Source organism: Bradyrhizobium sp. 159, assembly GCF_023073795.1.
Classification (GTDB): Bacteria; Pseudomonadota; Alphaproteobacteria; order Rhizobiales; family Xanthobacteraceae; genus Bradyrhizobium.
On record NZ_JADPKE010000018.1, the window covers coordinates 189,815 to 213,868 of the forward strand.

Below are 24,054 nucleotides of genomic sequence, written 5' to 3' on the forward strand. Positions count from 1 at the left end.
ATCCCTGCCGTATCGAGCCGCCCTTGCGCCTTAATTCAGGCTGCCAGCGAGGACCGCAAGCGCCGCCAGCCGATGACAATGCCGGTGATGGAGAACACCAGCCCGAGGGCACAGAGCCCGACGGTCACGACGTCGCGCAGCCGCGGATGCGAGAGCAGGACCGGGAAGTCGAGCGTGTGCAGTGCGCCGTAAAGCCAGCGGTAGGCGCGCCGCGACGGATCCAATCTTTGCAGCACGGCGCCGTCGGCGCCATCGACGTCGAACCAGTTCTCGCCGCACAACGAGCGGTAGACCGGTGCACCCGGCATCATGGATCGGGCGGGGTAGCCGTCGTTGTCAGGAAGGACGGATGGTGGAGCGCAGCCGTCTGCAAAGCGCCCGGTCAGCCCCTGAATCTCGTGCACGTCAAGGAATCCCCGCGGTCCATCGCGCGGCGCATCCCCTGTCCTGATCAACGTCTGACGGCCGAGCGCCACCCGATCGCGCCGATAGACATTGCCGTTGAAGGCGAACCATTCGACCTCGCGAGCCAAGGCAGATATTGGCCACCGATCGAGCGATGAAGCATCCCGCCAATCCGGCGCTGCGTTCACCAGGCCGGCCTCAGTGGTGGTCAACTGCCCGCGCGAGAACAGTCGGCCGTGATCCATCGAGAGCCAGCCGCTGAAGATCCAGGTCAGCACGAAGACTGTCGCTGCCAAGCCGATCAAGTGATGCAAGGCGTGCCAGCCACGGTAAGGCGACGAGATCTGCCTCTTGCCAATCCTGATCCGCACAATCCCGAGCACCGTACCAAGTACAGCCGCGATCAGAGCCAGCAGCGATAGCGACCACACCAGCCGATCCCATAGCGCCCAGTCGCTTCTCAGAACGGTCGGATAGATCCAGTGCAGCACACTGCCGACAAGATTCCAGCCTCGCTCGCGCCGCGTCGTATCCAGGACGATCTCACCGGTGAGCGACGAGACGTAGACTTCCGTCCCGGCGGCATCGCCGAGGGCCACGCGCAACAAGGGTCGATGGCGATCGAATCCGTTCGGTACGCTCCACTGATCGACATCCGCACGGCCGACAATCCTCGCATGCGAGGCATCGATCTCGCGCGGGCGCGCATGAGCCTGCGCAATAGCCAGTGCGAGATCGGCGGATTTCACCGACGCGTCGTTCCCGTCGGCCGCGCGGATTGCGCGCTGACGCGATGGACCCGAGACGATGTAAACCGCGCCGTCGCTTCGCTGGATCAGCCGAACGCGCGTGGCATCCGCGATCCCGCTCGCGGCAGCGGCGCCGGCAACCGGTATTCTCGTCTCTTCGCGATCCAGCGGCACGAGTCCGGCAAATCGCTCCGCCTCCGTCAACGACGGGAACGGAACGAAGTGCATCACGATCCCGGTCGCGAACCACATCGCGAACAGCAGGCAGAAGGCGATCCCGAGCCAGCGGTGCAGCAGGACGATCGCACTCATCATCCGTCTAACACCTCACCATTTGAACGCCGCGGAGATTTCGTAGGTCCGCGGCGCGCCGAGCAGGATTTGGTCGGGGTAGAACGGATCGCCCCAGATCGCATACCGCTTGTCGGTTATATTGCGCACACGGAAGGTCAGGCGAGCCTGGTCGACCGCATTGAACACCGTCTTGGGAATGTCGACGAAGGCATAGACGTCGGCCACAGTGTAGGCCTTCATCGTCACCACGTTGGCATCGGTGTTGTAACGGTCGCCGACGTGACGGCCGGTGATGCCGAGCTCCACCGGCCAGGGCGTGAAGAAGCGATACGAAGCGCCGGCGTTGGCCACGATGCGCGGCACGTTCGGCGGCGTGTTGCCGGAGAATGAGCCGCCGGCAAAATTGTAGTCGGCATAGCGCGCATCGACAAAGGCGATGTTGCCCCAGAGACGCAGGGGCTCGATCGGGCGCACGGACGCCGCGAGTTCCACGCCCTTCGACTCCTGCCGTCCGGCGATATTCAACTGCATGCCGCCGGCCGCGGCGTAGACGTTCTTGCGCACAATGTCGTAGGCGGAAAAAGACCACTCCGCCCTGTTGTCCCAGAACAGATGCTTGACGCCGGTCTCATAAGTGCGCGCGGTCGTCAGTTCGAGCGGCTGGGTCGGCCCGAGCAGAAAGATGTTGTTGGCGGAGATATCAGCGCCGGTGGCGTACTGGCTGAAGAAGGTCAGGCCGGGCACGGCCTCCCAGGTGTAGCCGATGCGACCGGTGACCGGCGCCCAGTCTTTCGTGAACGGAAAGCCAGCCTTCTCCAGGCCGTTCTTATCGGTCGAGTTGCGGTCGAGCCCGATATGCTCGACGCGCAGGCCGCCGACCAGTGCGAAGGTACGTGTCAGCTTCAGCCGGTCCTCGAACGACAGCGCCTCATTGTCGATGCGCGCGGTTTGCTGCTGGATCGTGAGCGGGCCGTAAAAGCCGCGGTCGGGATTGACCAGCGAAACGGAATCGCCTGGGAAGTTTGCCGCACCCGGCCTGACGAAGTCGAGATAGCTTGACGACAACGTCGTGACCAGCCGGTTGTCGAAGCCTGCAATGTTCGTGTCCCAGATCAGGTCGGTGATGTTGCCCACCAGCCGCTGGCTGTGCGCGACATAGAAGCGTTCACGATCGACCATGTTCGTCGTGGAATTGAACGCCTCGATCTCGTTGTTGAACCAGGTCCGTTCTGCACCGTAGCCATATGCCTGGCTCTTCAGCGTCAGGTCCGGCGCGAGCTTCAGCTCGAAGCCACCGCGCAGCCACACCTCCTGGGCGGCGTTGCGATTGTCGAGGACGTTGTAATTGGTGTTGAAGGTGCGGTCGTCAATGGTGACGGCGCCGAGATTGCTTCCGTTGTAGTTGGAGACGTAATTGCCGGAGACGATCCCCGTCGTCGCGTGCGAGCCGCTGAAGGCGATCGGCACCAGCGGCGCGCCCCAATAGGCTTTGGAGCGGTCCTCCCTGTATTCGATTGCGCCCCAGATCTTGAGACTGTCCGAGATGCGGTAATTGAGCTGGCCGGACGTGCCGAACGTCTTGACGTTGGTGTCGTCGGCAAAGCCGTTGAGGGTGGAACGGCTGATGTCGACGCGATAGTCCAGGCCCTGCACGTTGGTGCTGCCACCCGAGCCATAGTGGACGCGGAACGAGTTCAGGGAATCCCAAGAGAAATCAGCCTCGTTCCGGACCGGTCCTGTATGCGGCTGCTTGGTGACGAAGTTGATGGCGCCGCCGGCAGCGCCCTCGCCTGAAATCAGCGAGGCCGGACCTTTCAGGAATTCAACGGCCTCCAGATTGGCGGTGTCTACGATCCGCGAGGTCATGTTCTGCGGACCGATCTTGATGCCGTTGTAGAGCGTGTTGATCTGGCTGTTGGTGAAGCCGCGCATGGAGAAGGCTGAAGGTTCAGCCGGATTGTCGCCGGAGGTGACGCCGACCGCGCCCTGCGCCACTTCGGAGACAGTGCGATAGCTCTGCTCGCGCATCGTCTCGGCCGAGATGACTTCGGCGGTCGCCGGCGTTTCACGCACGGTGAGGCCGAGCCGCGAGGCGCTTTCAGCCACAGCATTGCTGTTGAGCGGCGTTGGTGCCGCGGCGGCCGGCACGACAGGCTTGGGCGCTGCGGATGCAGTCGCTGGCCTGCGCGCCGTTGCACGGCGTGTGCCCTGCGCCTCCCGGCCCGCCGGCTTGGCCTGCTTGCGGGATTGGGCGGGCGACACCTCGACCGGCGGCAGCGACTCGCGGACCTGCTGCGCCCGGGCGGCAGATACATCGACGGCGGCCAGTGACGTAAGCGCCGCGGAGGCAAGCAGGAAGCGGTGCGGTCGTACAAAAAGGAGACAAGACACGGTTTTCGAAACCTCGGTATGACGTCAGTGGCACGTCACAGCGAACGAGGTCTCACCTTTGGCCTGTCAGCCCTTCGATGAAGCCGAATGTCTGTACTCCCCGACCGACATCTTCGCGTGTGACCACGGCTGACGGCAGGTCTCCTGGCTCGCGGGTCGTGACCGCTTCGTCGCCTTCCCGGGACCGAGGACCCAGTGGCTTCTGACGAAGGATTCACCGCTTACAGTTGCGGGGGCAGCCGCGGCATTGGGGACGAATTCCCCGCACCGCATTCCCTTTTCATCCCCTCTCGGGGAAACCGTCGCCAGCATCTAGGATTACGATCAAGACGGAGTCAATGTGCAAGCTGCGGCGTTATTGCCACAGCAACCAACTTCCTTGGAGACGAGCATGGAAGGCGAGACCTTCCTCTGGCTGATACGGCATGCGCCGGTCGATGGCGTCACAGGGACGATCCATGCCGCCGATGCCCCGGCCGATCTTCGCGATCGCGCGCAGCTAGAGGCACTGCGGCAGTCTCTGCCGAGAGGCGCGGCGAGCCATGCGAGCCCAGCGCGGCGCACGATCGAGACCGCGCATGCGCTGGGACTCGCGCCCGAGCTGATCCCCGAATTCGGGGAACAGGATTTCGGCGCATGGACCGGCCGTCGGCATGACGAGATCGGCGCGGCCGGGGACGAGGCCTATGCGCAATTCTGGAGCGATCCGGCGCGCGGACGTCCGCCGGGCGGCGAGAGCTTTGCGGATCAGGTCGCGCGCGTCCGGCTTGGGCTCTCGCGGATCGGCGCGGTCTCCGCAACGCTCGTCGTGCATTCCGGCACGATCCGCGCCGCGCTGTGCATCGCGCTGGATCTGACGCCGCACGCCGCCTTGCGCTTCGTGATCGATCCGCTGTCGCTCACCCGGATCGACCGGCTCGCCACTGGGTGGCGCGTCGTCTCCGTCAATCAGCGGATGGCCTGAGCCCGATCAGGCCGGGCGATCCGGCACATTGGCTTGCGCAAAAGTCGCCATCCCGTTGTGGAGCGCGCAAGCCGACCGCACCAGCGGCAACGCGATCGCAGCGCCGGAGCCCTCACCGAGCCGGAGATCGAGGCTGATCAGCGGCTGCACGTTCAGCGCACGCAGCACCAGCCGATGCCCCTGCTCCGCCGATTGATGCGACGGCAGCAGGAACGGCCGGCACGATGGGTTGATCTGCACCGCCACCAGCGCCGCGACCGACACGATGAATCCGTCGATCAATACGGGAAGGCGGCGTTGCGCCGCCGCGATGATAGCGCCGCAGATCGCCGCGATCTCGAGACCGCCGACGGCACACAAGATGTGTTCGGGCGAAGCCCCCGCAATACCGTGGCGCGCAATCGCGGCATCGATCACCCGCGCCTTGTGCGCGCGGCCGGCCGCGTCGATTCCGGTGCCGCTGCCCGCGATTTCCTCGGCGCTGATGCCGAGCAGACTCGCCGCAATGGCCGCCGAGACCGTGGTGTTGCCAATGCCCATCTCGCCGAAGATCACCAGATCAGGCCGGCCGACTTCCGCGCGCGCAACCGCGCGCTGGCCGGCCGCGAAGGCGAATGCCAGTTCCGCCGGCTCAAGTGCAGCTTCCTCGCTGAAATCGCGCGTGCCGCTCCGCGGCTTGTCGGTGACGACGCCCGCCATCTGTTCCTGCGCCAGCGTGCCGGCGTCGACCACCTCCAGGCTGGAGCCAAGCTCACGCGCCAGCACTGAGATCGCGGCGCCACCGGACGCAAAATTCGCCATCATTGCGATGGTCACAGCTTGAGGATAGGCCGACACACCCTGCGCAACGATGCCGTGATCGCCGGCGAAGACGATGATCGGCACGCGCGCGGCGCGAGGAGATTCCGTCGCTTGCAGGCCCGCAAGCTCGATCGCCAGTTGCTCAAGCCGGCCGAGCGCGCCGGTCGGTTTTGTCAACTGCGTCTGCCGCGCGATCGCTGCCTCGCGGTGCATCGCGGAGATTTCGGGACACTCTTGGTAGACCCATTCGGGGAGCATGCAGCCTCGCTTAACGCGTGCGCTTGAGAATGTAGCTGTCCATGATCCAGCCATGCCGCTCGCGCGCTTCCTGCCGAAGTGCGACGATGCGCGGGCCGACTTCGGCCAACGCGCCGGACATGACGATCTGGTTGGGCATGCCGAGATAGGCACCCCACCAGATCTGCAGACTTTCCGGAGCGAGCGACTCGAACGCCGTGCCGCCGTCGAGCATCACCGCGATGGTATCGACTCCTTGTGGCCAGCCGCCTTCGCGCAAGCGCCGCCCCGTCGTGACCAGGAATGGCTCACCGATGTCGTTGAGCGGCAGCGCATGCGCGGCGCACAGCGCCTGGATCGAAGTAATGCCGGGCACGACCTCGATCGTCGGTAACGGATCGAGCCGCCGCGCAATGCGGAGCGAGGAATCGTACAGCGAAGGATCGCCCCAGATCAGCAGCGCGACCTTGCCCTCGCCGTCGAGATGATTTGCGATGGTTTGCGACCAGGTTGCCGCCACCGCATCGTGCCAATCGTCCACGCCCTTTTGGTAGTCCGCCTCAGTCGTGTCCCGCACTGGCAAGTCGAACTCGGCGATGCGCGTGCTCGCGCTGGTGAGCACGTCCGCGCAGATCGTCCGCCTGAGATCCGCCAGATCGGATTTCGCCGGCCCCTTGCGCGGGATCAGGACGATGTCGGCAGCGTTGATGGCACGGGCCGCGGCGCGCGTGAGCTGCCCGGGATCGCCGCAACCGATGCCTATCAGGGAAAGCGTGAGCATCGCGAGCGCGAAGGGCGGCCGCACCGGCCGCCCTTCGCTTGTCTCTCAAGCGCCGTTATGCAGGCGCGGCGTGACGAGGCCGGGCGCAGTGACACCGCGCAGCGACTTCGCCAGCGCCAGCACCGCGAGATCGGCGAGCGGCTCGATCACGATGACCAGCGCATAGGATGCCGCAAACGCCGCGATGTTGGCGAGGTTGGTCGCGCCGAAGCCGGAGCCATAGAGCGCCCAGAACGCCACCCAGGCGACGATGCCGGACTGATAGGCGGTCGAGAGCGCCAGCGCCTGACGGTATTGCAGATCGACGTAAGCCGTGTTGCGCGGAATGATCCGCGTGGCCAACGCCTGAATCGCGAACAGCGGCACCAGGAGCGTGGTGATGTTCATGCCGTATTGCGGCAGGTCGGTCGGCACGAAGAAGACGCCCTGGAGCAGCAGGCCGAACGCAAGGCCGAAGGCGGCGGGCGCAGCACCGAACAGCAGGAACAGCGTCGAGCCGAGGATGAAGTGCACCTCGGAGACGCCGACGGGGAAGTGCGGCAGCACCTGGAAGAAGCTGAAGACGAGGCCGGTGGTGGCGAGCGTGCGCGTCGCGAACGAGCCGATGCCCTGCTCGCGCACGGTGTCGACCGCGAGCTTCAAGGCAACGCCGCCTGCGGCGATGCCGGTTGCGTAACTCAACACGAGCTTGGCGCCCGTCACGATTCCGGGTTCGATATGCATGGCTCAGATCCTTCCTGCCGTCACACCCGACGGCCTTGGCCTCAAAACGTGCAGGGCCGGTCTCCTGGCTCGCGGTTCACTGGGGTTCTCCGGCCTTCCCGAGCCTTGCGGCCCAGTGGCTGATCGGAGCCCCTCACCGCTTACAGTCGCGGGGGCGGCTGGGGATTTGGGCGCCGCAACTGGGTCCGCCCGCCCCCATTCCCGATTATGCTCCGGCGCTTTGCGCCGCGTCGAGCACCATGCCTCTCCTGTGTGCCCCTTTCGCGAGCCGGGCGTCAAGGGGCGAACGGCGGCCGCGGCCATCATGACAGATCGTCTCCTGCCAGCGCCCCGAACAGGATGACGGCGGCGGTGGAAGCGGCGCCGCCGCGCGCAAGCTGCTCGGCAAGCTCGACAATGGTGGTGCGGACCAGCCGCTCGTCGGAACGGCCAAGAGATTCCGCAAACAGCGCCGGCGTATTTGCGGCCAGGCCATGCTCGATCAATTTTGCGGCAAGGGCCGGAAAGGTGCGCCGGCCCATATAAACCACGGTGGTTGCCTCCGGATCTGCCAGCGCCACCCAATTCAGGTTTTGCGGCAGTTCGCCGGTGACGTCAGCCCCGGTCACGAACTGCACCCGCCGCGAGGTGTGGCGCCGGGTCAGGGGGATGCCGGCTTGCGCGGCGGCGACGCAGGCGGATGTGACGCCGGGAATGATCTCGTAGCCGATGCCGGCCTCGCGCAGCGTCTCGAGCTCCTCCTCGAGCCGGCCGAAAATGCCGGCGTCGCCAGACTTCAGCCGCACCACGCGCGCGCCAGTTGCGGCGTAGTCAACCAAAAGGCGGTTGACGTGGTGCTGCTTGGTGGAGGGCCGCCCTGCCCGTTTGCCCACCGCGACGAGATTGGCGCCGGGACGGGCGAGATCGAGGATCGCGCCGGAGGCAAGATCATCATAGAGCACGACGTCGGCCTCGCGCAGCCGTGCAGTCCCCTTCACCGTGAGGAGTTCTGGGTCGCCGGGGCCGGCGGAGACGAAACTGACAAAACCGCTCACCGGTCCTCCGCAATCAGATGGAAGAACGTGCCGGTGGCTTGGCCCCGCCGCGAGCCGGTCTCGGCAATGACCGCGCCGGTTGCATCGTGGACCACGGCCAGCGGCGTGTCGGGCTGGGCGATGATCGTCGAATAATGGAACTCGTGGCCGCGCAGGCGTGCGCCTGCCCGGTGCCCCGGCATCGGCGTGTCCAGTTCGGCGAGACGATAGCCCAGATGCATGCGGCGCTTGGCAAAGCTGGTCTCCAGGCCGAGCAGCCCCGCCATCTCATGGCGCACGCCATCGGCATCGGTCAAAGCAGTTCCTAGCACCATATAGCCTCCGCATTCGCCGTGGACCGGCCGTGTCTCGGCGAAGGACCGCACGCCGCTGCGAAAGCGTGCGTTGGCCGCGATCTTGCCGGCATGAAGCTCGGGATAGCCGCCGGGCAGCCAGCAGACATCGGCGCTCGCGTCGGGCGATTCGTCGGCCAGCGGCGAGAACGGCACGATCTCGGCGCCGGCCGCGCGCCAGGCCTCCAGCATGTGCGGATAGACGAAGGAGAACGCCGCATCGCGGGCGAGCGCAATGCGCTGCCCGGGCGGCGTGACGTTCAAATCATTGCTCGCTGCCTGCGGCGACCAATTGGCGGCCGCCCGCAGCACCGCATCGAGATCGACATGCTCGGCAACGAAGCGCGCGGCCTCGTCGATCAGCTTGCCGATCCCGGTCTGCTCCTCGGCCTGCACCAGGCCGAGATGCCGCTTTGGCAGGCTAATCTCGGCATGGCGTGGCAATACGCCGAACACGGCGATGCCGGCGTCTCTCAGCGCGCGACGCACGAGATCTTCGTGGCGTGGGCTGGCGACACGATTGAGCACGACGCCGGCAAGGCGCACGCCAGGGCGGTAGTCGCGAAGGCCCGCGGCAATCGCTGCCGCGGTCTGCGCTTGGCCAGAGGGATCGATCACCAGCAGCACGGGCCAGCCCAGCATCTCGGCGATGTCTGCGGTGGCGCCGGTGCCGGAGACGCCGCGCGCGGCGACGCCGTCGAACAGGCCCATCGAGCCCTCCGCGAGCACGACGTCGGCATCCGCGCCGCGGCTGACGAGATGCGCGATCGCCCCGCGATCCATTGCCCAGCTATCGATATTGACGGAGGCCCGTCCCGTCGCCGCAGCGTGAAAGGCGGGATCGATATAGTCGGGCCCGCTCTTGAAGCACTGCACGTTCAAGCCGCGATTGCGCCAAGCGCGGGCGAGCGCCAGCGTCAGCGTGGTCTTGCCGACGCCTGAGGCCGGTGCGGAGATGACGAGACCTGCCGCCATCAGGGCGCCTCCGGGAAGCGGGGCTCGGCGCCAACCGGCCGATAGCGGCGATCATAGTCGGCGGCATAGAGGCGGCTCTCGTCAAAATCCGTGGCATTCAGCGTCCTGCCGACCAGGACCAGCCCGGTGCGCTCCATCTCGCTGCCTACAGCCGCATCGAGCGTTGCCAGTGTGGCGCGCACGATGCGCTGGTCCGGCCAGCTCGCGCGCCAGACGATCGCGACCGGGCAGTCTGCGCCGTAATGCGGCGTCAGCTCGGCGATGAGCTTGTCGAGCAGGTGGATCGACAGGTGGATCGCGAGCACCGCGCCGGTCGCGGCGAATGCGGCAAGCTTCTCGCCCTCGGGCATGGCGCTGGCCCGGCCCGGCGTGCGCGTCAGCACCACGGTCTGGGCAAGGCCCGGTAGCGTCAGCTCGGCCTCCAGCGCAGCGGCAGCAGCCGAGAAGGACGGCACGCCCGGCGTGACCGAATAGGGGATGCCGAGCGCGCGCAGGCGGCGGAGCTGCTCGCCCATCGCCGACCAGATCGAGAGATCGCCGGAATGCAGACGGGCGACGTCTTTGCCGCCCGCATGCGCGGCGGCGATCTCGGCGATGATCTCGTCGAGCGACAGCGGCGCGGTGTTGACGATCCGCGCGCCCGGCGGGCAATGCGCCAGCACACCCTCCGGCACAAGCGAGCCGGCATAGAGACACAGCGGAGAGGCGGCGATCAGGTCGCGGCCGCGCAACGTCAGCAAATCGGGCGCGCCCGGGCCGGCCCCGATGAAATGCACGGTCATAAGCCGTCTCCTTCCGCAATCGCGGCGGTCGCGGTGCGATCCTGCGAGACAACGCGTGTCGCAATCAGCCGCGCGCGAGGGCCGGCCACTGCGAGCGCCGCGGCTTCGGCAACCGATCCCGTGCCGAACTTTTCCGCGATGAACTCCGATTGCGTCGGCGTGTCGATGCCCGCGAGCATGTGCACCGGAACCGCCTTGATCGGCACGCCGCATTCACGCGCGAGCTGCTTCAGCGCTTCGGCCTCGGCCTTGTCGCTGACGGTCGCCACTGCCGCAAGGCCTTCGGGACCGCCGGCCGCCAGCAGCGCCTCGCGCAGTGAAGCCAGCGTCACGTCGTTCTTGAATCCGAGCCCGGCAACTTTCATCGGACCACACTCCATTGCACCACCGGCCGCGCCGCTTCCCAGGAGCGGTAGCGACCGAGTGGACTTGCATGCGCGATCTCGACGCGCATCAGCTCGCCGCCGTGGCGCTGATGCAGCTCGCCGAGCAGCGCCTCTGTCTCCAGCGTCACCGCATGCGCGACGAGCCGCGCCCCAGGCGCCAGCCGCGACCAGATGGCGTCAAACATCGCGCCATCGAGGCCGCCGCCGACGAAGACAGCGTCCGGCGCGTCCAGCGCTGTCACAGCATCGGGTGCTTCGCCCGCGATGACCTTGATCCGATGCTCCAGTCCGAACGCGGCCGCGTTGCTGCGGATGTTGGCAGCCCGATCATCACGCGCCTCAATGGCCACCGCCGTTCCGCCGCACAGCGCCCACTCGATCGAGATCGAGCCCGAACCGGCGCCGATGTCCCACAGCGTCCTGCCGGGACACGGCGCCAGCGCCGAGAGCGCAAAGGCGCGCATCGGCCGCTTGGTGATCTGGCCGTCGTGAGCGAAGAGATCGTCCGGCAGGCCCGAACCGCGAGACAGCCCCTGCCCTCCCTTCGTCTCCAGCGCAACCGCAGTGAGATTTCCGGACGAAGCGCGCGTAAAGCTCTCAGCGCGATACTCTCTGACGCTTTCATTCGGCCCGCCAAGCGCGGCGAGAGTCCAGAATGCGGAAGGGCCCCAGCCGCGCTCGGTCAGCCAGTTCGCGAGATCGCCGGCCGCTTTGCCATTACGCACGAGACAGATGATCCGCGCCCCGCGCGCCAGATGCTGCACGAGACGTTCGAATGGCGCAGCGTGAAGTCCAAGACAGATCACGGATTCCAGACGCCAGCCGAGCCGCGCAGCGACGAGCGAGAACGTCGACGGCGCGGAGTGCGCAATCCACTCGCCAGCCTGCAGCTTGTCGGCAAGACTTGCGCCGGCGCCATGCCAGAACGGATCGCCTGAGGCGAGCACCACCGTCGGCCGGCCGCGGCAGCTCAGCACGATATCTGCATCGAACGGCACCGGCCACGGACGGCCGCGGCTGCCAACTTGCGCAAGCGCGAGATGGCGCTCGCCGCCGAAGACGGTTTCTGCCTTGGCAAGCGCCTTTCGGCTTGCTTCGGACAGCCCGGCAAGGCCATCTTCGCCGATACCGATGATGGTCAGCCAGGGATCAGCCATGATGCGCGCCCTCGTTCTGGGCGGAACAGCCGATGCGAGCCTGCTGGCTGCGGCGATCGCGCGCGCGGGCATCAAGGCCGTCTATTCCTATGGCGGTCGCACCCGCGCGCCTGCCGATCAGCCGCTGCCGACCCGCATCGGCGGCTTCGGCGGCGTGGGCAGGCTTGCCGAATACCTTCGTCATGAAGGCATCACGCATGTGGTCGACGCGACCCACCCATTCGCGGCGGAGATGAGCCGCAATGCGGTCGAAGCCTGCGCGGAGACGGGCACGCCATTGATTGCGCTGGAGCGAGCGCCCTGGACCAAAGCGCCTGGCGACAACTGGATCGAGGTCGTCGACGTCAACGCCGCCGTCGCAACGCTGCCCGAAAGGCCGGCCAAAGTGTTCCTCGCCATCGGCCGCCAACACATCGCGCCATTTGCGATGACGCCGCAGCATCGCTACACGCTGCGTTTCGTCGATCCCCCCGAAACAACCCTGCCCTTTCCGGCCCACGTGATCGTGTCGCGCGGGCCGTTCACGCTTCATAGCGAGCTGGAGATGATGCGGGAGCGCGGGATCACTTGGATCGTTGCCCGTAATTCCGGCGGAGACGGTGCGCGCGCCAAGATCGATGCGGCCCGCATGCTCGGCCTGCCCGTGATCATGATCTCGCGACCAAACCTGCCCGAGCGGTTGCGGGTGGAGAGCGTTTCCGAGGTCATGCAGTGGCTCGGTCATCGGACCTGCCTCGGCGCATAGACCCAGCGGCCGACGCGGCGGGTCTGCGAATTGCCCACGATCACCAGCGTGCGCATGTCGGCCATCTCGGGTGTCGCTTCGTTCAGAGCGACGGTCTCGATCTTTTCATCGGGCGCGCTGATCGAGCGGGCAAAGATCATCAGGCGCTCGCCGCAACCGGACTCCTTCAGCACCGCAAGCGCGCGGCCAAATCCCTCCGCGCGGCTCGCCGAACGCGGATTGTACATCGCAATGGCAAAATCGGCCTCCGCCGCAAGCCGCAGGCGCTTCTCGATCACCGCCCAGGGCTTCAGATTGTCGGAGAGATTGATCGCACAGAAATCATGGCCGAGCGGCGCGCCGGCGCGGGCAGCCGCCGCCAGCATGGCGGTGATGCCGGGCAGCACGCGAATAGGCAGCTCCCGCCATTGCGGTGCCTGCTCGAGCGCCTCGAACACGGCAGAGGCCATCGCGAACACACCGGGATCACCGGAGGAGACGACGACCACCTGGCCGCCTTCCGAGGCAAGCCGCAAGGCTTCGCTTGCGCGCTGCAGCTCTTCGCGATTGTCCGACGGGTGCAGTGCAAGCCCCGGTCGCGGCGGGACGCGGGCGACATAAGGCGCATAGCCGAGAATGTCGGTCGCGGCCGCGAGCGCGGCGGAGACTTCCGGCGTCACCAGCGCGTCGCTGCCAGGGCCGAGCCCTGCGATAGTCAGCGTGCCCGTCATTCGGCGGCGTCCAGGTGCCGGCCCTTGCCGTGCACCAGCACGATCGCGAAATAGGGACAATCGGCGGCATCGACCTCGGCGAGCCGCGCGATGCGCTCGCCGGGCATGGTGCCGCGCTCGACCAGCCAGGCATCGTCCAGCCGTCCGGCGGATGCAAGCGCGCGGCGCACCTTTGCAAGATTGCGGCCGGTCTTCATGATGATGAGTGCATCGGAATCGCGCATGCGCCGCTCGAGTTCGTCTTCGCCAAGCGTCCCCATCAGCACCGTCGTCACATCGTCGCCGAGCGCAATCGGCTGTCCCACGCCGTTCCAGCAGCCGACCATGCCGGGAATGCCCGCGATCACCTCGATCTCGACGCGGCCTTGCAGGCGCGTATGCAGATGCATGAAAGAGCCGTAGAAGTAGGGATCACCCTCGCAGAGCACGACGACGTCGACCGCGCGCGAAAGCCGCGCCAGGCGCTCGGCCCATTCGTCATAGAAGCCGGCGAGCAGATGGACATAGCCGGGGCTGTCGAAGGCGATCTCGGTCGTAACGGGATATTCCATGGGGTATTCGGTGATGTCGGCAGCAAGCATGCCCTCGACGATGCGGCGCGCCTGACCCGGCCTTCCCTTCTTGCGGAAATAGGCGACGTGCCTGGCACCGCGCACCATGCGGTCGGCGCGCACGCTCATCAAATCGGGATCGCCGGGGCCGAGACCGCAGCAGATGATGCGTCCCATGACTATTCGCTCCCGCTCGCCAGCGCGTTCACGGCGGCAACCGTGATCGCGGAACCGCCGAGGCGGCCTTCGACCGTCAGCGCAGGTGCCGGCGGATCGGCCATCAGCGCGGCCTTGGATTCGGCGGCACCGACGAAGCCGACCGGACAGCCGATGATCGCCGCGGGCCGCGGGCAGTCGCGGTCCTCCAGCATGTTGAGGAGATGAAACAACGCAGTCGGCGCATTGCCGATCGCGATGATCGCGCCGCCCAGATGTGGCCTCCACAGCTCCAGCGCCGCAGCCGAGCGCGTGTTGCGCATGGACTGCGCCAGCGCCGGCACGGTGGCATCACCGAGTGTGCAGATGATCGGGTTGGCCGCAGGAAGTCTTGCGCGCGTGATTCCTTCCGAGACCATGCGCGCGTCGCACAGGATCGACGCGCCATTCTGCAAGGCCGCGCGCGCAGCGGCCACCATGCCGGGCGTGAAGCGGATATGCGCCTCAAGGCCGACCATGCCGGCGGCGTGGATCATCCGCACCACGACCTGCTCCTCGTCCGGCGAGAAGCGCGCAAGATCAGCCTCGGCGCGGATGGTCGCAAAGGACTGCCGGTAGATCGCCGCGCCGTCGGTCTCGTAACTGTGCGGCATCAGTGCCCTCCCACCAGAATGGAGGGATCGCTGACGATGTCATCGCGGTTCAGGCCGCGCAGAGCGGGCTCATCGCGGGCCGATCCACCGCGCACGAGATCGAATCCGGCACCGGTCGCAACCAGCGTCACCGCGGTGGCGCCGGAATGCGCACAGCCCTTGGCGCAGCCAGAGACATGAAGCCGCGTATCGGGTGCAATGCGCGGCGCGAGCGCGGCGGCGAGCGCGCGGGTGTCGGCATGCGCCTCGCGGCAGCGTGGGGCGCCGCTGCAGGCGATGACGCGCAGCGCGGGATCGTAGGGTTCGGTGATGAGACCCGCCCCGTTCGGCATCGCACGCTTGCCCTCGCTCAAGACCATCCGCCATGGCGTCATGCGCAGAGCATGTCCGCAACCGGCGAATTCATGCAGCGTCGTATGCAGCATCTGCCCGAATGCGACCCCGACCATGGCGCCCTGCGGATAATGTCCGGGCTGCAGCGCAGCCATCACGGAGGCAGGTTCGGTCTCGCCGCGCAAGGTCCCCGGCAATGCCGCACCGGAAGCGATGTGGGCCGCCATGCGCCCTCGCCCGCTGCGGACCCCGCCGGAGGTAATGAACCAGTCTGCGAGCGCGAGCGCCGTGCTCACGACGTCTCCGCGTCCGACGGAACGACCGAAGCTCGCACCATCGGCGCGCACGAGAAGCCGGCCCGCACGATCGCGCTCGATGCGCACGTCGGCGGAGTCGCCGGCGAGCACGCGCGAGGTCCCGTCATCGATGGCGAAGCCGAATTTTGTGGGCAATTTGAGCGCGCTGTCGGCAAGCGCCTCTTCGAGCTCGGCGGCGAGCGCCTGCGTGTCGTCGCCCTCGTTCCAGAACGGCGTCACCAGGATGTTGCGCCGGGATTCGATATCGGCATCGGGATCGAGCAGCGCCAGTCGCGCAAGGCCGTCGAGCAGCGGACCGTGGCCTTCGTCCCTGACACCTCTGATCTGGAGGTTGGCGCGGCTCGTCACGTCGAGGAGACCATTGCCGAAGCGTTCGGCCAGATCAGCAAGGCCGGAAGCCTGTGCCGCTTCAAGGCGACCGCCGAACGGGCGCACGCGGACCACGAGCCCGTCGCCCGATTGCATCGGCCGCAGCGCGCCGGGACACCAGCCCTTGACCGCGGAAGCGCTCATGAGGCCTCCTTCAACGCAGCGGCGATCGAATTGCGGCGCGTCCGCCAGAGCGAGGCGTCATGCAATCGCGTGAAGCACGTCTCCATTGCTGCGACCGCCGCCGGATTTTCGCGCGCCATGAAAGCGCGGACGTCGGCGTTGCCAAGCGTCGCGTCATAATAGAGATCGAACAGATGCGGCGGCACGGCGCCGGCAAGATGCGCGAAGGCGGCCATGTGCTCGAGCGTCGCGGCGATCTCGGCCGCGCCGCGAAAACCGTGGCGCATCATGCCGTCGATCCAGGCGGGATTGGCCGCGCGCGCACGGACGACCCGGGAGATTTCCTCGGCCAGCGAGCGCGCGTGCGGTTGCTCGGGACGCGTCGTGTCAATGTGATAGAGCGATGGTCCTGCCGCGCCGAGATGTGCCGCAGCTGCGGCGACCCCCGCTTCATGCGCAGCATAGTCCGCGGCGAGCAGAAGATCGGTCTCTGGCAGATCCTGGACATGGACGAAGGCATCGGCGGACGCAAGCCGCGCCTCGATGCCGGCGCGATCAGGCTTGATCGCGCCATCCGCCGAGAACGCCCAGGACGATGCCGACAGCCACGCTTCCCCGGCGGCATCACGCGTCTCGGGCGTGAAGGTATCAGGGATCGCTGACAAGCCGACGCCGTATTGTCCGGGCCGCGGCGCAAAGACGCGTGGCGCACGGTGGCGATAGGGATTCTCCTCACCCTCTTCGTCGCGGTTTGCGAGCGCCTCGGACGCAGCCTCGAACAATTGCGCCAGACCCGAAAAGACGTCGCGGAACAGGCCCGATACGCGCAGCGTCACGTCGATGCGGGGGCGGCCGAGCTCGGCCGGCGCGATGATGTCGTAGCCGGTGACGCGCCCGGAGGCGTGGTCCCAGTGCGGCGCAAGACCGGCCAGATGCAGCGCCATCGCGAACTCCTCGCCTGCGGTGCGCATCGTCGCCGAGCCCCAGAGATCGACCACGAGCCCCTTCGGCCAGTCGCCATGATCCTGCAAGTGACGGCGCAGCAGCTCTTCCGCGAGCTTGATGCCTTGCGCATGCGCCGACGGCGTCGGCACCGCGCGTGGATCGACGGCGAAGAGATTGCGCCCGGTCGGCAGCACGTCCTGGCGCCCGCGATAGGGCGAGCCCGATGGCCCCGGCGCAATGCGCTGCCCCGCAAGCGCGGCGCGCAGGGCGTCCCGCTCCGCGTCGCCGCAGGCGCCGCGGCCGAACACGTGCAGGCCGTCACCGAACTGGCTTTCCTTGATGTCGCAGACGAAACGATCGATCCGTGGAATCGCTTCGGCTGGTGCGGCCGATGCATCGAGGCCAAGATCGTCTTCGAGGCCCGCGGCACGGGCTTCGTCGCGGATCGCCGCGATCAACCGCTGGCGGCGGGCGGGGTCAAGACCATCGGCAGTGGAATATTCGTCCAGAAGCCGTTCGAGCCGGCGCAAGCCCTCCGGGACGACGGATGCGGCAAGGGGCGGCGGCAGATGGCCGATCGTGACGGCGCCGATGCGCCGCTTGGCCTGCGCGGCCTCGCCAGGATCATTGACGATGAAGGGATAGATGACCGGCAGATCGCCGATCAGGGCTTCCGGCCAACAGCTCGATGACAGCGCCAAGGATTTGCCGGGCAGCCATTCCAGCGTGCCGTGCGCGCCCATATGCACGACGGCGTCACAGCCCTGCTCTCGAAGCCACAGATAGAACGCAACATAGGCATGGCGCGGCGTGCGGGCGAGATCGTGATAGTCGACATCGCGCGTGGTTGCATCGCCACGCTCGGGCTGAACCGCGATGATCGACTGGCCGCACCGAATCGCGGCGAAGTGGAGCGCACCGTCGCGACAGCTCGGATCATCCTCCGGCGCACCCCAAGCTTGTGCGAGATCATCCTGCAATGCTTGCGGCAGACGCGAGAGCGCCGTGCGGTACTCAGCGACGCTCCAGGTCAGCTGCTGCCTCAGCAGCGTTTCGCCGAGCGCATGAACTGGCGCGGCATCGAAGCCCGTCTCCGCGAGGTCGGACAGCAAGACCTCGACGGACGCCAGCGCATCGAGGCCAACCGCATGCGCGATCTGGTGTGGACGGCCCGGGTAGTTCGAAAGCACGATCGCCAGACGCTTCTTGGCGGCCGGCGTCTCGGCGAGCCGCCGCCAGGCCGCAACCCGTGCGGCGACGGCCTTCACCCGCTCCTCGTCAGCGCGATGCGCAAGATGGGAGAACTGCAGATCGGGATCGCGCTCCGCAGCGGATTTGAAGCTCACCACGCCCGCGAACAAGCGGCCATCGACCTCGGGCAGCACCACATGCATCGCGAGGTCGCCCGGCGAGAGGCCGCGCAGCGAGGTAGCCCAATCCTCGCGCCGTGCCGTCGAGAGCGCAACCTGGAACACCGGACACGGGGCTACGTCAAACGGCGTCGTGCCATCGTCGCCTACGGCCGAGAACGCCGTCGCATTGACGATCGCCGTAGGAGGATCTCGCGCGAGATGCGCGCGCAGCCAATCGGCGACGGCCGCGGCTTTCAGCGAGGTGACGAAGACACCATAGGCACCAAAACCCTTCTCGCGCAGCGCGGCGATCAAGGCATCGACCGGCCCGGTGTCCGCAGCGGTGAGATAGGAGCGATAGAACGTCACCAGCGCGTGCGGCTTCCCCTCGCCGCCCGTCGGCGCAGCAATGACGCCGCGCGCGGGATCATAAAATCCCGTCTCGGGCACATTCATTTCGCCGACGACTGGCCCGGCATAGAGGCCCGAGGCCAGCGCGAGCTGCGCGATCGCGGCTTGGGCCGCGACCGGGCCGCCGGTGTCACAGAGCACCTTGAGCCGGCGCAGGGTCGAGACCGGCAAGGTCGAATACGCGTCGAGCCGCGTATCGTCACGGCCGTCGGCCGGCAGCACGGCCAGCACGATGTTGCGGTCCTTAGCAAGTTGCTGGAGCGTCGCGAGACCATACGGCCAATAGGATTCACCGCCGATCAGACGTACCAGAATGCCACGCGCATGGGAGAGCGTGCGCTCGATATAGGTGTCGACCGAGAGCGGATGACGCAGTTCCGCAAGATTTGCGAGCCGCAGCGACGGCAGGCTGGTACGGCCGCGCCGCCAGCCGGCCGCAAACGCGGCAAGATCGGAATCCGAATATGAGAGCACCACGAGATCGGCCGGGTCCTGGCCGATGTCCCTTGGCGTCGCGGTCTCCTCAAGACCGCGGCTCTCGCGGAAAACGACGTGCATCAGGTTGCTAGCCCTGACCTGATCGCGGCCTCGTCAATATCGCCGTGCTCGCCAATCACGACGAGTTTCGATTGCCTGACACCTGCGCCCCAGGGCTTGTCGAACTGGTGGCGCACACGCTCGCCGACCGCCTGCAGCAAGAGGCGCATCGGCTTGCCCGCGATTGCGATATAGCCTTTGACGCGCAGCACGTTCTGCTCGCGCGCTAGGCGCTGAACGGAGGCGACCAGCGCATCGATATCGGCAACTTCCGGCAGGTCGATCACGACGGAGGCAAAATCGTCATGCTCATGCTCCTCCTCGCCGTCGTGATGCGAGGGACGCGCGGCAAGATCGCTCTCGGCGGCGGCGCCGAGACCGAGGATGACGCGCGCATCGATCGCGCCGTCGGTGATGGGAAGCATCGGCACGCGGCGCGGCATCTCGGCGGTGATCGCCGCCTTGGCGGCTTCTATCCCTGAGCTGCCGGCAAGATCGGCCTTGGTCAGCAGCACGATGTCGGCGCAGGCGATCTGGTCCTCGAACACTTCCGACAGCGGCGTCTCGTGGTCGAGATTGTCGTCCGCCGCGCGCTGCGCTTCGACTGCAATCGGGTCCGGCGCGAAGCGGCCAGCAGCGACAGCCTCTGCATCGGCCAGCGCAATCACGCCATCGACAGTGATGCGCGAGCGGATCTCCGGCCAGTCAAAGGCCTTCAGCAGCGGTTTTGGCAACGCCAGGCCCGAGGTCTCGATCAGGATGTGATCGGGCTTCACGGGGCGTGCCAGCAATTGCTCCATGGCCGGAATGAAATCGTCAGCGACGGTGCAGCAGATGCAGCCATTGGCGAGCTCGATGATGTTCTCCTCCGGGCAATTGGCAGCAGCGCACGACTTCAAAATCTCGCCGTCGACGCCCTCGCTGCCGAACTCGTTGACGAGCACGGCGAGCTTCTTGCCGCCGGCATTGGCGAGCAGATGCTGGATCAGCGTCGTCTTGCCGGAGCCGAGAAAACCGGTGATCACAGTGACCGGGACTTTTGCGAGCGAATTCATTCGGCGGCCTCCGGCACGACGGCAAGGGGGGGAATGCGGGCAAGCGACTGCTTGCGGAAGATTTCGGGACGGCTGCGCCAGGGCACGAGGCCGTCGGGCGCGGCCGCATACGCCGCAGCGCCCGCGACCACGTCGCGCGCATTCGTCTCCGACAGGCGGCCATAGACATAGGACCAGCGACCCGGCGCACTCAGCGCGACCGAGCAGCCCTGGCTACAGGCAGAGAGGCATTCGACCGGAACCACATTGACGCCGTCGGGCACGCCGGCGTCCAGGATCGCGCCATGCAACCGCTTGCCCGGCGTGACGTCGCCTTCGCCAAGCGTCTCGCCGGCACGGCAGGTAATGCAGACGTGAAGTGTGACCGTCATCGCCTCTTCCAGAATAACAGCGGGAGGCGAAGAGGCGCACGGACCATTGTGAGAGGCCCGTTTCCCCGTCGCGGAACACCCCGTCCGCCGGTCCAAAATCGTCCGCGCTGGCAGGTCTCCCGGCTTGCGGAGCAGGGCTTTTGCCCTTCGATCCCCGCCTTCCCGATCCCGTTAGGGGTCAGTGGCTTCGGGCATCTCTCCGGTCACGGTCGCGGGGGCGGCTGCATTTTGGACCCAAATCTTGCCAATTCGGACCCTATCGCATTCCCTCTTCGCCTGTCATAGGACAGGAACCAGCGCAGACCCACCATTTGCCGGTGGCCGCCACTTGTCAAGCCGAAGGACCGGATACGATGACGCCTGAACCGGATATCCAAACGGGCGAGGAAACCGACGCCCGCCACGCCGCGAAAATGGCAAAGAAGAAGGCCGCCCGCGACGAGATCATGGCGACCAAGAGCGGCGAAAAAGGCCTCGTTATCGTCCACACCGGCGCCGGCAAAGGCAAGTCGTCCTCGGCCTTCGGCATGATCGTCCGCTGCGTCGCCCATGGCTTGCCCTGCGCGGTGGTGCAGTTCATCAAGGGCGCCTGGGACACCGGCGAGCGCCGCCTGCTCACTGGCCATTTCGGCGACCTCTGCCAATTCCACGCCATGGGCGAAGGTTTCACCTGGGAGACGCAGGACCGCGCCCGCGACATCGCCGCCGCGCGCGCCGGCTGGGACAAGGCCAAGGAGCTGATTCGCGATCCTGCCTTGCGCATGGTCGTGCTCGACGAGATCAACATCGCGCTGCGCTATGACTATCTCGACATCGCCGAGGTGGTCGAATTCCTGACGACGCAAAAGCCGCCGATGACGCATGTCGTGCTCACCGGGCGCAACGCAAAGGACGAATTGATCGAGATCGCCGATCTCGTTACCGAGATGACGCTGGTCAAGCATCCCTTCCGGTCCGGCATCAAGGCGCAAGCCGGCGTCGAGTTCTGATACGATCTCGCCATGGCGCGCGCGCTGATGATCCAGGGGGCCGGCTCGGACGTGGGCAAGTCGCTCATCGTCGCGGGCCTTGCGCGCGCCTTCATGCGGCGCGGCCTGCGCGTGCTCCCTTTTAAGCCGCAGAACATGTCGAACAATGCCGCCGTCACCGTCGACGGCGGCGAGATCGGCCGCGCCCAGGCGCTTCAGGCGCTCGCCGCTCGCGTCGAGCCGCACACCGACATGAACCCGGTGCTGCTCAAGCCGGAGACCGATGTCGGCGCGCAGGTCATCGTCCATGGCAAGCGCATCGCAACGGTGCGTGCGCGCGATTATGCGGCGATGAAGCCCTCGCTGATGGGCGCCGTGCTGGAGAGTTTCGCGCGCTTGAAGACGCGCGCCGATCTGGTGCTGGTCGAAGGCGCGGGCAGCCCGGCCGAGGTGAATTTGCGAAAGGCCGACATCGCCAATATGGGCTTTGCGCGCAAGGCCAACGTGCCGGTCGTGCTGGTCGGCGACATCGACCGCGGCGGCGTCATCGCCCAGCTTGTCGGCATCAGGACGGTCATCGACCCTGACGATGCCGCGATGATCCAGGGCTTCGTCATCAACAAGTTCCGCGGCGACCCCACGCTGTTCGATGACGGCTACCGGCTGATCGAAGCGAAAACCGCATGGCGCGGCTTTGGCGTGCTGCCCTGGTTCGCGCGCGCCGGCGAGCTGCCGGCCGAGGACGCGCTGGGCCTGCGCGACGCGCGCAAGCCGGGCCAATGCAAGATCGCCTGCCTCGCCCTGTCGCGGATCGCCAATTTCGACGATCTCGATCCGCTCAAGCTCGAACCCGGCGTCGATCTCGTCATGGTGCGTCCGGGCGAAGCAATCCCCGGCGATGTGAGGCTGGTCATCATCCCCGGTTCAAAATCCACTCGTGGCGATCTCGCCTTCCTGCGAGCACAGGGCTGGGACATTGATCTCGTGGCGCATCACCGCCGGGGCGGCCATGTGCTCGGGCTCTGCGGCGGCTATCAAATGCTCGGACACAGCGTTGCCGACCCTGACGGCATCGAGGGACCTGCGGGCGACACGCCGGGTCTCGGGCTGCTCGACGTGACAACGGTGATGAGGCCGCAGAAGACGCTGACACGCGTCTCCGCCTTGCACGCCGCCACCGACCAGGCGATCGAGGCCTACGAGATCCACATCGGCCACACCGACGGGCCCGATCGCGCGCGGCCATTTGCGAAACTGAACGGCAAGCCGGAAGGCGCGATCTCGCGCGATGGCCGCGTCCAGGGCAGCTATCTGCACGGCCTGTTCACGTCGGATGATTTCCGCAAGGCATATCTGGCAAAGCTCGATATTCCCGCGGGTAACGAGCCCTATCATGCCAGGATCGAGAGCGCGCTCGATGCCCTCGCCGATCACATCGAAAGGCATCTCGACGTCGAAGGCCTGCTCGCGTTAGCCCGCTAGCACCTCGGCAAGGCGCGTCCATTCGGATTCGCTGCCGGGAAGCCCGAGGCGCAGCCATGCCGGCTCTCGCGCGAAAACGCGCGACCAGATCTGGGCGCGCGCGAGCTTTTCCTGCGCGGCCAGCGCGTTAGGTGTCTGGTAAAGACGAAACAACGGCGTGCCGCCGATAAGCGTCCAGCCTTGCGACTGCGCCATGGCGTCGAGCCGAACACAGTCGCGTGCGAGCCGCGCTGAGGTAGCCTCAGCCCAGGCATCGTCGCGCAAGGCGCGGCAACCGATCGCGATCGCCGCTCCCGAGACCGGCCATGGACCCGACATCGACGCAAGCTTGCCGATATCCGCCGCATTGCCAATTGCGAAGCCAAGCCGAAGGCCGGCAAGGCCATAAAACTTTCCGAACGAGCGCAGGATCAACAGCCGCGGCCGATCGACTTCCGAAGCAAGCGACAGCTGCGGGACGGCGTCGGCAAAGCTCTCGTCGATCACGAGATGGCCGACGCGCGGCAGCAGTGCCAGCAAGTCCTTGGGCGAATGGCGGCGGCCATCGGGATTGTTGGGATTGACGACGATCGCGAGGTCTGCGCCGGCCAACGCGTCAAATTCGCCGACCTCCAGGACATCCCAGCCCGCGGCCGACAGGACCCCGGCATATTCATTGTAGGTCGGCGCGAGGATGCGCGCGCGGCCAGGCGCCGCGAGCTGCGGCAGCAGTTGAATGGCGGCCTGTGCACCGCCCATCGCAACAACAGGTGCGCTCGTGCGATAGGCGTGCTGCGCGGCTTGATGCAAGGCATCGATTTCGGCGCGCGACGGCAACGCGCTCCAGGCGCGCGCGCTCACCTCGCCTACCGGATAAGGCAGCCGGTTGATCCCTGTCGAGAGGTCGATCCAATCCTCTGCGCGTCCGCCAAAACGCTGCTGTGCCAGATCGAGATTTCCACCGTGCTCGCGCATGCCCCGTTCTT

The 24,054-nt window shown here is 66.7% G+C and carries 22 protein-coding genes and 3 riboswitches; of the genes, 4 read left to right on the top strand and 18 right to left on the bottom strand.

The annotated features are described in order from the left end of the window. Nucleotides 1–35 precede the first annotated feature (35 nt). Both IVA96_RS03285 and IVA96_RS03290 read right to left on the bottom strand, forming a co-directional pair. Nucleotides 36–1,469: a PepSY domain-containing protein gene (locus tag IVA96_RS03285; RefSeq protein WP_247278175.1), complete on the bottom strand. Its 1,434-nt coding sequence runs from the start codon at nucleotides 1,467–1,469 to the stop codon at nucleotides 36–38. Nucleotides 1,470–1,481: 12 nt separating this feature from the next. Continuing rightward, entirely contained in the window at nucleotides 1,482–3,839 is a 2,358-nt protein-coding gene (locus IVA96_RS03290; protein WP_247278176.1) for a TonB-dependent receptor, read from the bottom strand. Between the two features lie 116 nt (nucleotides 3,840–3,955). Next, nucleotides 3,956–4,158: riboswitch (cobalamin riboswitch) on the bottom strand. A gap of 72 nt (nucleotides 4,159–4,230) precedes the next feature. Between IVA96_RS03290 and IVA96_RS03295 the strand changes: the two genes are divergently transcribed. Continuing rightward, entirely contained in the window at nucleotides 4,231–4,803 is a 573-nt protein-coding gene (locus IVA96_RS03295; RefSeq protein WP_247415354.1) for a histidine phosphatase family protein, read from the top strand. A gap of 6 nt (nucleotides 4,804–4,809) precedes the next feature. On the opposite strand, the gene cobT is transcribed toward IVA96_RS03295, so the two are convergent. The 8 genes from cobT to cbiE all read right to left on the bottom strand — a co-directional run bounded on the left by cobT (nucleotide 4,810) and on the right by cbiE (nucleotide 12,011). Beyond that, nucleotides 4,810–5,862, bottom strand: coding sequence for a nicotinate-nucleotide--dimethylbenzimidazole phosphoribosyltransferase (cobT, locus tag IVA96_RS03300; RefSeq protein WP_247278178.1), 1,053 nt, complete (start codon nucleotides 5,860–5,862; stop codon nucleotides 4,810–4,812). Between the two features lie 10 nt (nucleotides 5,863–5,872). Continuing rightward, nucleotides 5,873–6,622 (bottom strand): precorrin-6A synthase (deacetylating), encoded by a 750-nt coding sequence (cobF, locus tag IVA96_RS03305; RefSeq protein ID WP_247278179.1) that lies wholly within the window; start codon nucleotides 6,620–6,622, stop codon nucleotides 5,873–5,875. A 45-nt stretch (nucleotides 6,623–6,667) separates the two neighbouring features. Beyond that, complete coding sequence (locus IVA96_RS03310) at nucleotides 6,668–7,345, bottom strand: energy-coupling factor ABC transporter permease (RefSeq protein ID WP_247278180.1); 678 nt, start codon at nucleotides 7,343–7,345, stop codon at nucleotides 6,668–6,670. 36 nt (nucleotides 7,346–7,381) lie between these two features. Continuing rightward, nucleotides 7,382–7,602: riboswitch (cobalamin riboswitch) on the bottom strand. A gap of 45 nt (nucleotides 7,603–7,647) precedes the next feature. Continuing rightward, nucleotides 7,648–8,379, bottom strand: coding sequence for a uroporphyrinogen-III C-methyltransferase (gene cobA / locus IVA96_RS03315; RefSeq protein WP_247278181.1), 732 nt, complete (start codon nucleotides 8,377–8,379; stop codon nucleotides 7,648–7,650). Then, nucleotides 8,376–9,686, bottom strand: coding sequence for a cobyrinate a,c-diamide synthase (locus tag IVA96_RS03320; protein WP_247278182.1), 1,311 nt, complete (start codon nucleotides 9,684–9,686; stop codon nucleotides 8,376–8,378). Before IVA96_RS03320 ends, cobA begins: the two co-directional genes overlap by 4 nt. After that, entirely contained in the window at nucleotides 9,686–10,468 is a 783-nt protein-coding gene (cobM, locus tag IVA96_RS03325) for a precorrin-4 C(11)-methyltransferase (protein WP_247278183.1), read from the bottom strand. The genes IVA96_RS03320 and cobM overlap by 1 nt, the downstream gene beginning before the upstream one ends. Next, nucleotides 10,465–10,833 carry a cobalamin biosynthesis protein gene (locus IVA96_RS03330; RefSeq protein WP_247278184.1) on the bottom strand — a complete coding sequence of 123 codons (369 nt, stop codon included), beginning with the start codon at nucleotides 10,831–10,833 and terminating at the stop codon, nucleotides 10,465–10,467. Before IVA96_RS03330 ends, cobM begins: the two co-directional genes overlap by 4 nt. Beyond that, nucleotides 10,830–12,011 carry a precorrin-6y C5,15-methyltransferase (decarboxylating) subunit CbiE gene (cbiE, locus tag IVA96_RS03335; RefSeq protein ID WP_247278185.1) on the bottom strand — a complete coding sequence of 394 codons (1,182 nt, stop codon included), beginning with the start codon at nucleotides 12,009–12,011 and terminating at the stop codon, nucleotides 10,830–10,832. The genes IVA96_RS03330 and cbiE overlap by 4 nt, the downstream gene beginning before the upstream one ends. Between cbiE and IVA96_RS03340 the strand changes: the two genes are divergently transcribed. Beyond that, nucleotides 12,010–12,756 (top strand): cobalt-precorrin-6A reductase, encoded by a 747-nt coding sequence (locus IVA96_RS03340; RefSeq protein WP_247415359.1) that lies wholly within the window; start codon nucleotides 12,010–12,012, stop codon nucleotides 12,754–12,756. The two genes, cbiE and IVA96_RS03340, sit on opposite strands and share 2 nt — an antisense overlap. On the opposite strand, the gene cobJ is transcribed toward IVA96_RS03340, so the two are convergent. Genes cobJ through IVA96_RS03375 form a run of 7 tightly spaced genes read right to left on the bottom strand, consistent with a single transcriptional unit; the run spans nucleotide 12,732 to nucleotide 20,639 of the window. Beyond that, nucleotides 12,732–13,466: a precorrin-3B C(17)-methyltransferase gene (gene cobJ / locus IVA96_RS03345; protein ID WP_247415361.1), complete on the bottom strand. Its 735-nt coding sequence runs from the start codon at nucleotides 13,464–13,466 to the stop codon at nucleotides 12,732–12,734. The two genes, IVA96_RS03340 and cobJ, sit on opposite strands and share 25 nt — an antisense overlap. After that, nucleotides 13,463–14,194, bottom strand: a complete 732-nt coding sequence (locus tag IVA96_RS03350; RefSeq protein WP_247415363.1) for a precorrin-2 C(20)-methyltransferase — start codon at nucleotides 14,192–14,194, stop codon at nucleotides 13,463–13,465. The genes cobJ and IVA96_RS03350 overlap by 4 nt, the downstream gene beginning before the upstream one ends. Nucleotides 14,195–14,196: 2 nt before the next feature. Next, the gene (locus IVA96_RS03355; RefSeq protein ID WP_247278189.1) at nucleotides 14,197–14,826 is read right to left on the bottom strand and encodes a precorrin-8X methylmutase; all 630 of its coding nucleotides are present in this window, start codon (nucleotides 14,824–14,826) and stop codon (nucleotides 14,197–14,199) included. After that, a complete protein-coding gene (gene cobG, locus IVA96_RS03360) occupies nucleotides 14,826–15,989 on the bottom strand; it encodes a precorrin-3B synthase (RefSeq protein ID WP_247278190.1) in 1,164 nt (387 codons plus the stop codon). Before cobG ends, IVA96_RS03355 begins: the two co-directional genes overlap by 1 nt. Beyond that, nucleotides 15,986–19,234 (bottom strand): cobaltochelatase subunit CobN, encoded by a 3,249-nt coding sequence (gene cobN, locus IVA96_RS03365; protein ID WP_247278191.1) that lies wholly within the window; start codon nucleotides 19,232–19,234, stop codon nucleotides 15,986–15,988. The genes cobG and cobN overlap by 4 nt, the downstream gene beginning before the upstream one ends. After that, on the bottom strand, nucleotides 19,234–20,268 hold the full coding sequence (gene cobW / locus IVA96_RS03370; protein WP_247278192.1) for a cobalamin biosynthesis protein CobW: 1,035 nt from the start codon (nucleotides 20,266–20,268) through the stop codon (nucleotides 19,234–19,236). The genes cobN and cobW overlap by 1 nt, the downstream gene beginning before the upstream one ends. Beyond that, nucleotides 20,265–20,639, bottom strand: coding sequence for a DUF1636 domain-containing protein (locus IVA96_RS03375; protein ID WP_247278193.1), 375 nt, complete (start codon nucleotides 20,637–20,639; stop codon nucleotides 20,265–20,267). Before IVA96_RS03375 ends, cobW begins: the two co-directional genes overlap by 4 nt. 91 nt (nucleotides 20,640–20,730) lie before the next feature. Next, nucleotides 20,731–20,952: riboswitch (cobalamin riboswitch) on the bottom strand. A gap of 40 nt (nucleotides 20,953–20,992) precedes the next feature. On the opposite strand from IVA96_RS03375, the gene cobO reads away from it, so the two are divergent. Together cobO and IVA96_RS03385 are read left to right on the top strand one after the other, a co-directional pair. Continuing rightward, nucleotides 20,993–21,628, top strand: a complete 636-nt coding sequence (gene cobO, locus IVA96_RS03380; RefSeq protein ID WP_247278194.1) for a cob(I)yrinic acid a,c-diamide adenosyltransferase — start codon at nucleotides 20,993–20,995, stop codon at nucleotides 21,626–21,628. 12 nt (nucleotides 21,629–21,640) lie between these two features. After that, complete coding sequence (locus IVA96_RS03385; RefSeq protein ID WP_247278195.1) at nucleotides 21,641–23,089, top strand: cobyric acid synthase; 1,449 nt, start codon at nucleotides 21,641–21,643, stop codon at nucleotides 23,087–23,089. Here IVA96_RS03385 and cobD read toward each other — a convergent pair. Beyond that, nucleotides 23,078–24,043 carry a threonine-phosphate decarboxylase CobD gene (gene cobD / locus IVA96_RS03390; RefSeq protein WP_247278196.1) on the bottom strand — a complete coding sequence of 322 codons (966 nt, stop codon included), beginning with the start codon at nucleotides 24,041–24,043 and terminating at the stop codon, nucleotides 23,078–23,080. The two genes, IVA96_RS03385 and cobD, sit on opposite strands and share 12 nt — an antisense overlap. Between the last annotated feature and the right edge of the window lie 11 nt (nucleotides 24,044–24,054).

What these genes read in the sequence shown, in the direction of transcription:
- IVA96_RS03285 (WP_247278175.1), bottom strand. Translation starts at nt 1,469, where the DNA reads ATGATGAGTGCGATCGTCCTGCTGCACCGCTGGCTCGGGATCGCCTTC.
- IVA96_RS03295 (WP_247415354.1), top strand. Translation starts at nt 4,231, where the DNA reads ATGGAAGGCGAGACCTTCCTCTGGCTGATACGGCATGCGCCGGTCGAT.
- cobT (WP_247278178.1), bottom strand. Translation starts at nt 5,862, where the DNA reads ATGCTCCCCGAATGGGTCTACCAAGAGTGTCCCGAAATCTCCGCGATG.
- cobF (WP_247278179.1), bottom strand. Translation starts at nt 6,622, where the DNA reads ATGCTCACGCTTTCCCTGATAGGCATCGGTTGCGGCGATCCCGGGCAG.
- IVA96_RS03310 (WP_247278180.1), bottom strand. Translation starts at nt 7,345, where the DNA reads ATGCATATCGAACCCGGAATCGTGACGGGCGCCAAGCTCGTGTTGAGT.
- IVA96_RS03320 (WP_247278182.1), bottom strand. Translation starts at nt 9,686, where the DNA reads ATGGCGGCAGGTCTCGTCATCTCCGCACCGGCCTCAGGCGTCGGCAAG.
- cobM (WP_247278183.1), bottom strand. Translation starts at nt 10,468, where the DNA reads ATGACCGTGCATTTCATCGGGGCCGGCCCGGGCGCGCCCGATTTGCTG.
- IVA96_RS03330 (WP_247278184.1), bottom strand. Translation starts at nt 10,833, where the DNA reads ATGAAAGTTGCCGGGCTCGGATTCAAGAACGACGTGACGCTGGCTTCA.
- IVA96_RS03340 (WP_247415359.1), top strand. Translation starts at nt 12,010, where the DNA reads ATGATGCGCGCCCTCGTTCTGGGCGGAACAGCCGATGCGAGCCTGCTG.
- cbiE (WP_247278185.1), bottom strand. Translation starts at nt 12,011, where the DNA reads ATGGCTGATCCCTGGCTGACCATCATCGGTATCGGCGAAGATGGCCTT.
- cobJ (WP_247415361.1), bottom strand. Translation starts at nt 13,466, where the DNA reads ATGACGGGCACGCTGACTATCGCAGGGCTCGGCCCTGGCAGCGACGCG.
- IVA96_RS03350 (WP_247415363.1), bottom strand. Translation starts at nt 14,194, where the DNA reads ATGGGACGCATCATCTGCTGCGGTCTCGGCCCCGGCGATCCCGATTTG.
- IVA96_RS03355 (WP_247278189.1), bottom strand. Translation starts at nt 14,826, where the DNA reads ATGCCGCACAGTTACGAGACCGACGGCGCGGCGATCTACCGGCAGTCC.
- cobG (WP_247278190.1), bottom strand. Translation starts at nt 15,989, where the DNA reads ATGAGCGCTTCCGCGGTCAAGGGCTGGTGTCCCGGCGCGCTGCGGCCG.
- cobN (WP_247278191.1), bottom strand. Translation starts at nt 19,234, where the DNA reads ATGCACGTCGTTTTCCGCGAGAGCCGCGGTCTTGAGGAGACCGCGACG.
- cobW (WP_247278192.1), bottom strand. Translation starts at nt 20,268, where the DNA reads ATGAATTCGCTCGCAAAAGTCCCGGTCACTGTGATCACCGGTTTTCTC.
- IVA96_RS03375 (WP_247278193.1), bottom strand. Translation starts at nt 20,639, where the DNA reads ATGACGGTCACACTTCACGTCTGCATTACCTGCCGTGCCGGCGAGACG.
- cobO (WP_247278194.1), top strand. Translation starts at nt 20,993, where the DNA reads ATGACGCCTGAACCGGATATCCAAACGGGCGAGGAAACCGACGCCCGC.
- IVA96_RS03385 (WP_247278195.1), top strand. Translation starts at nt 21,641, where the DNA reads ATGGCGCGCGCGCTGATGATCCAGGGGGCCGGCTCGGACGTGGGCAAG.
- cobD (WP_247278196.1), bottom strand. Translation starts at nt 24,043, where the DNA reads ATGCGCGAGCACGGTGGAAATCTCGATCTGGCACAGCAGCGTTTTGGC.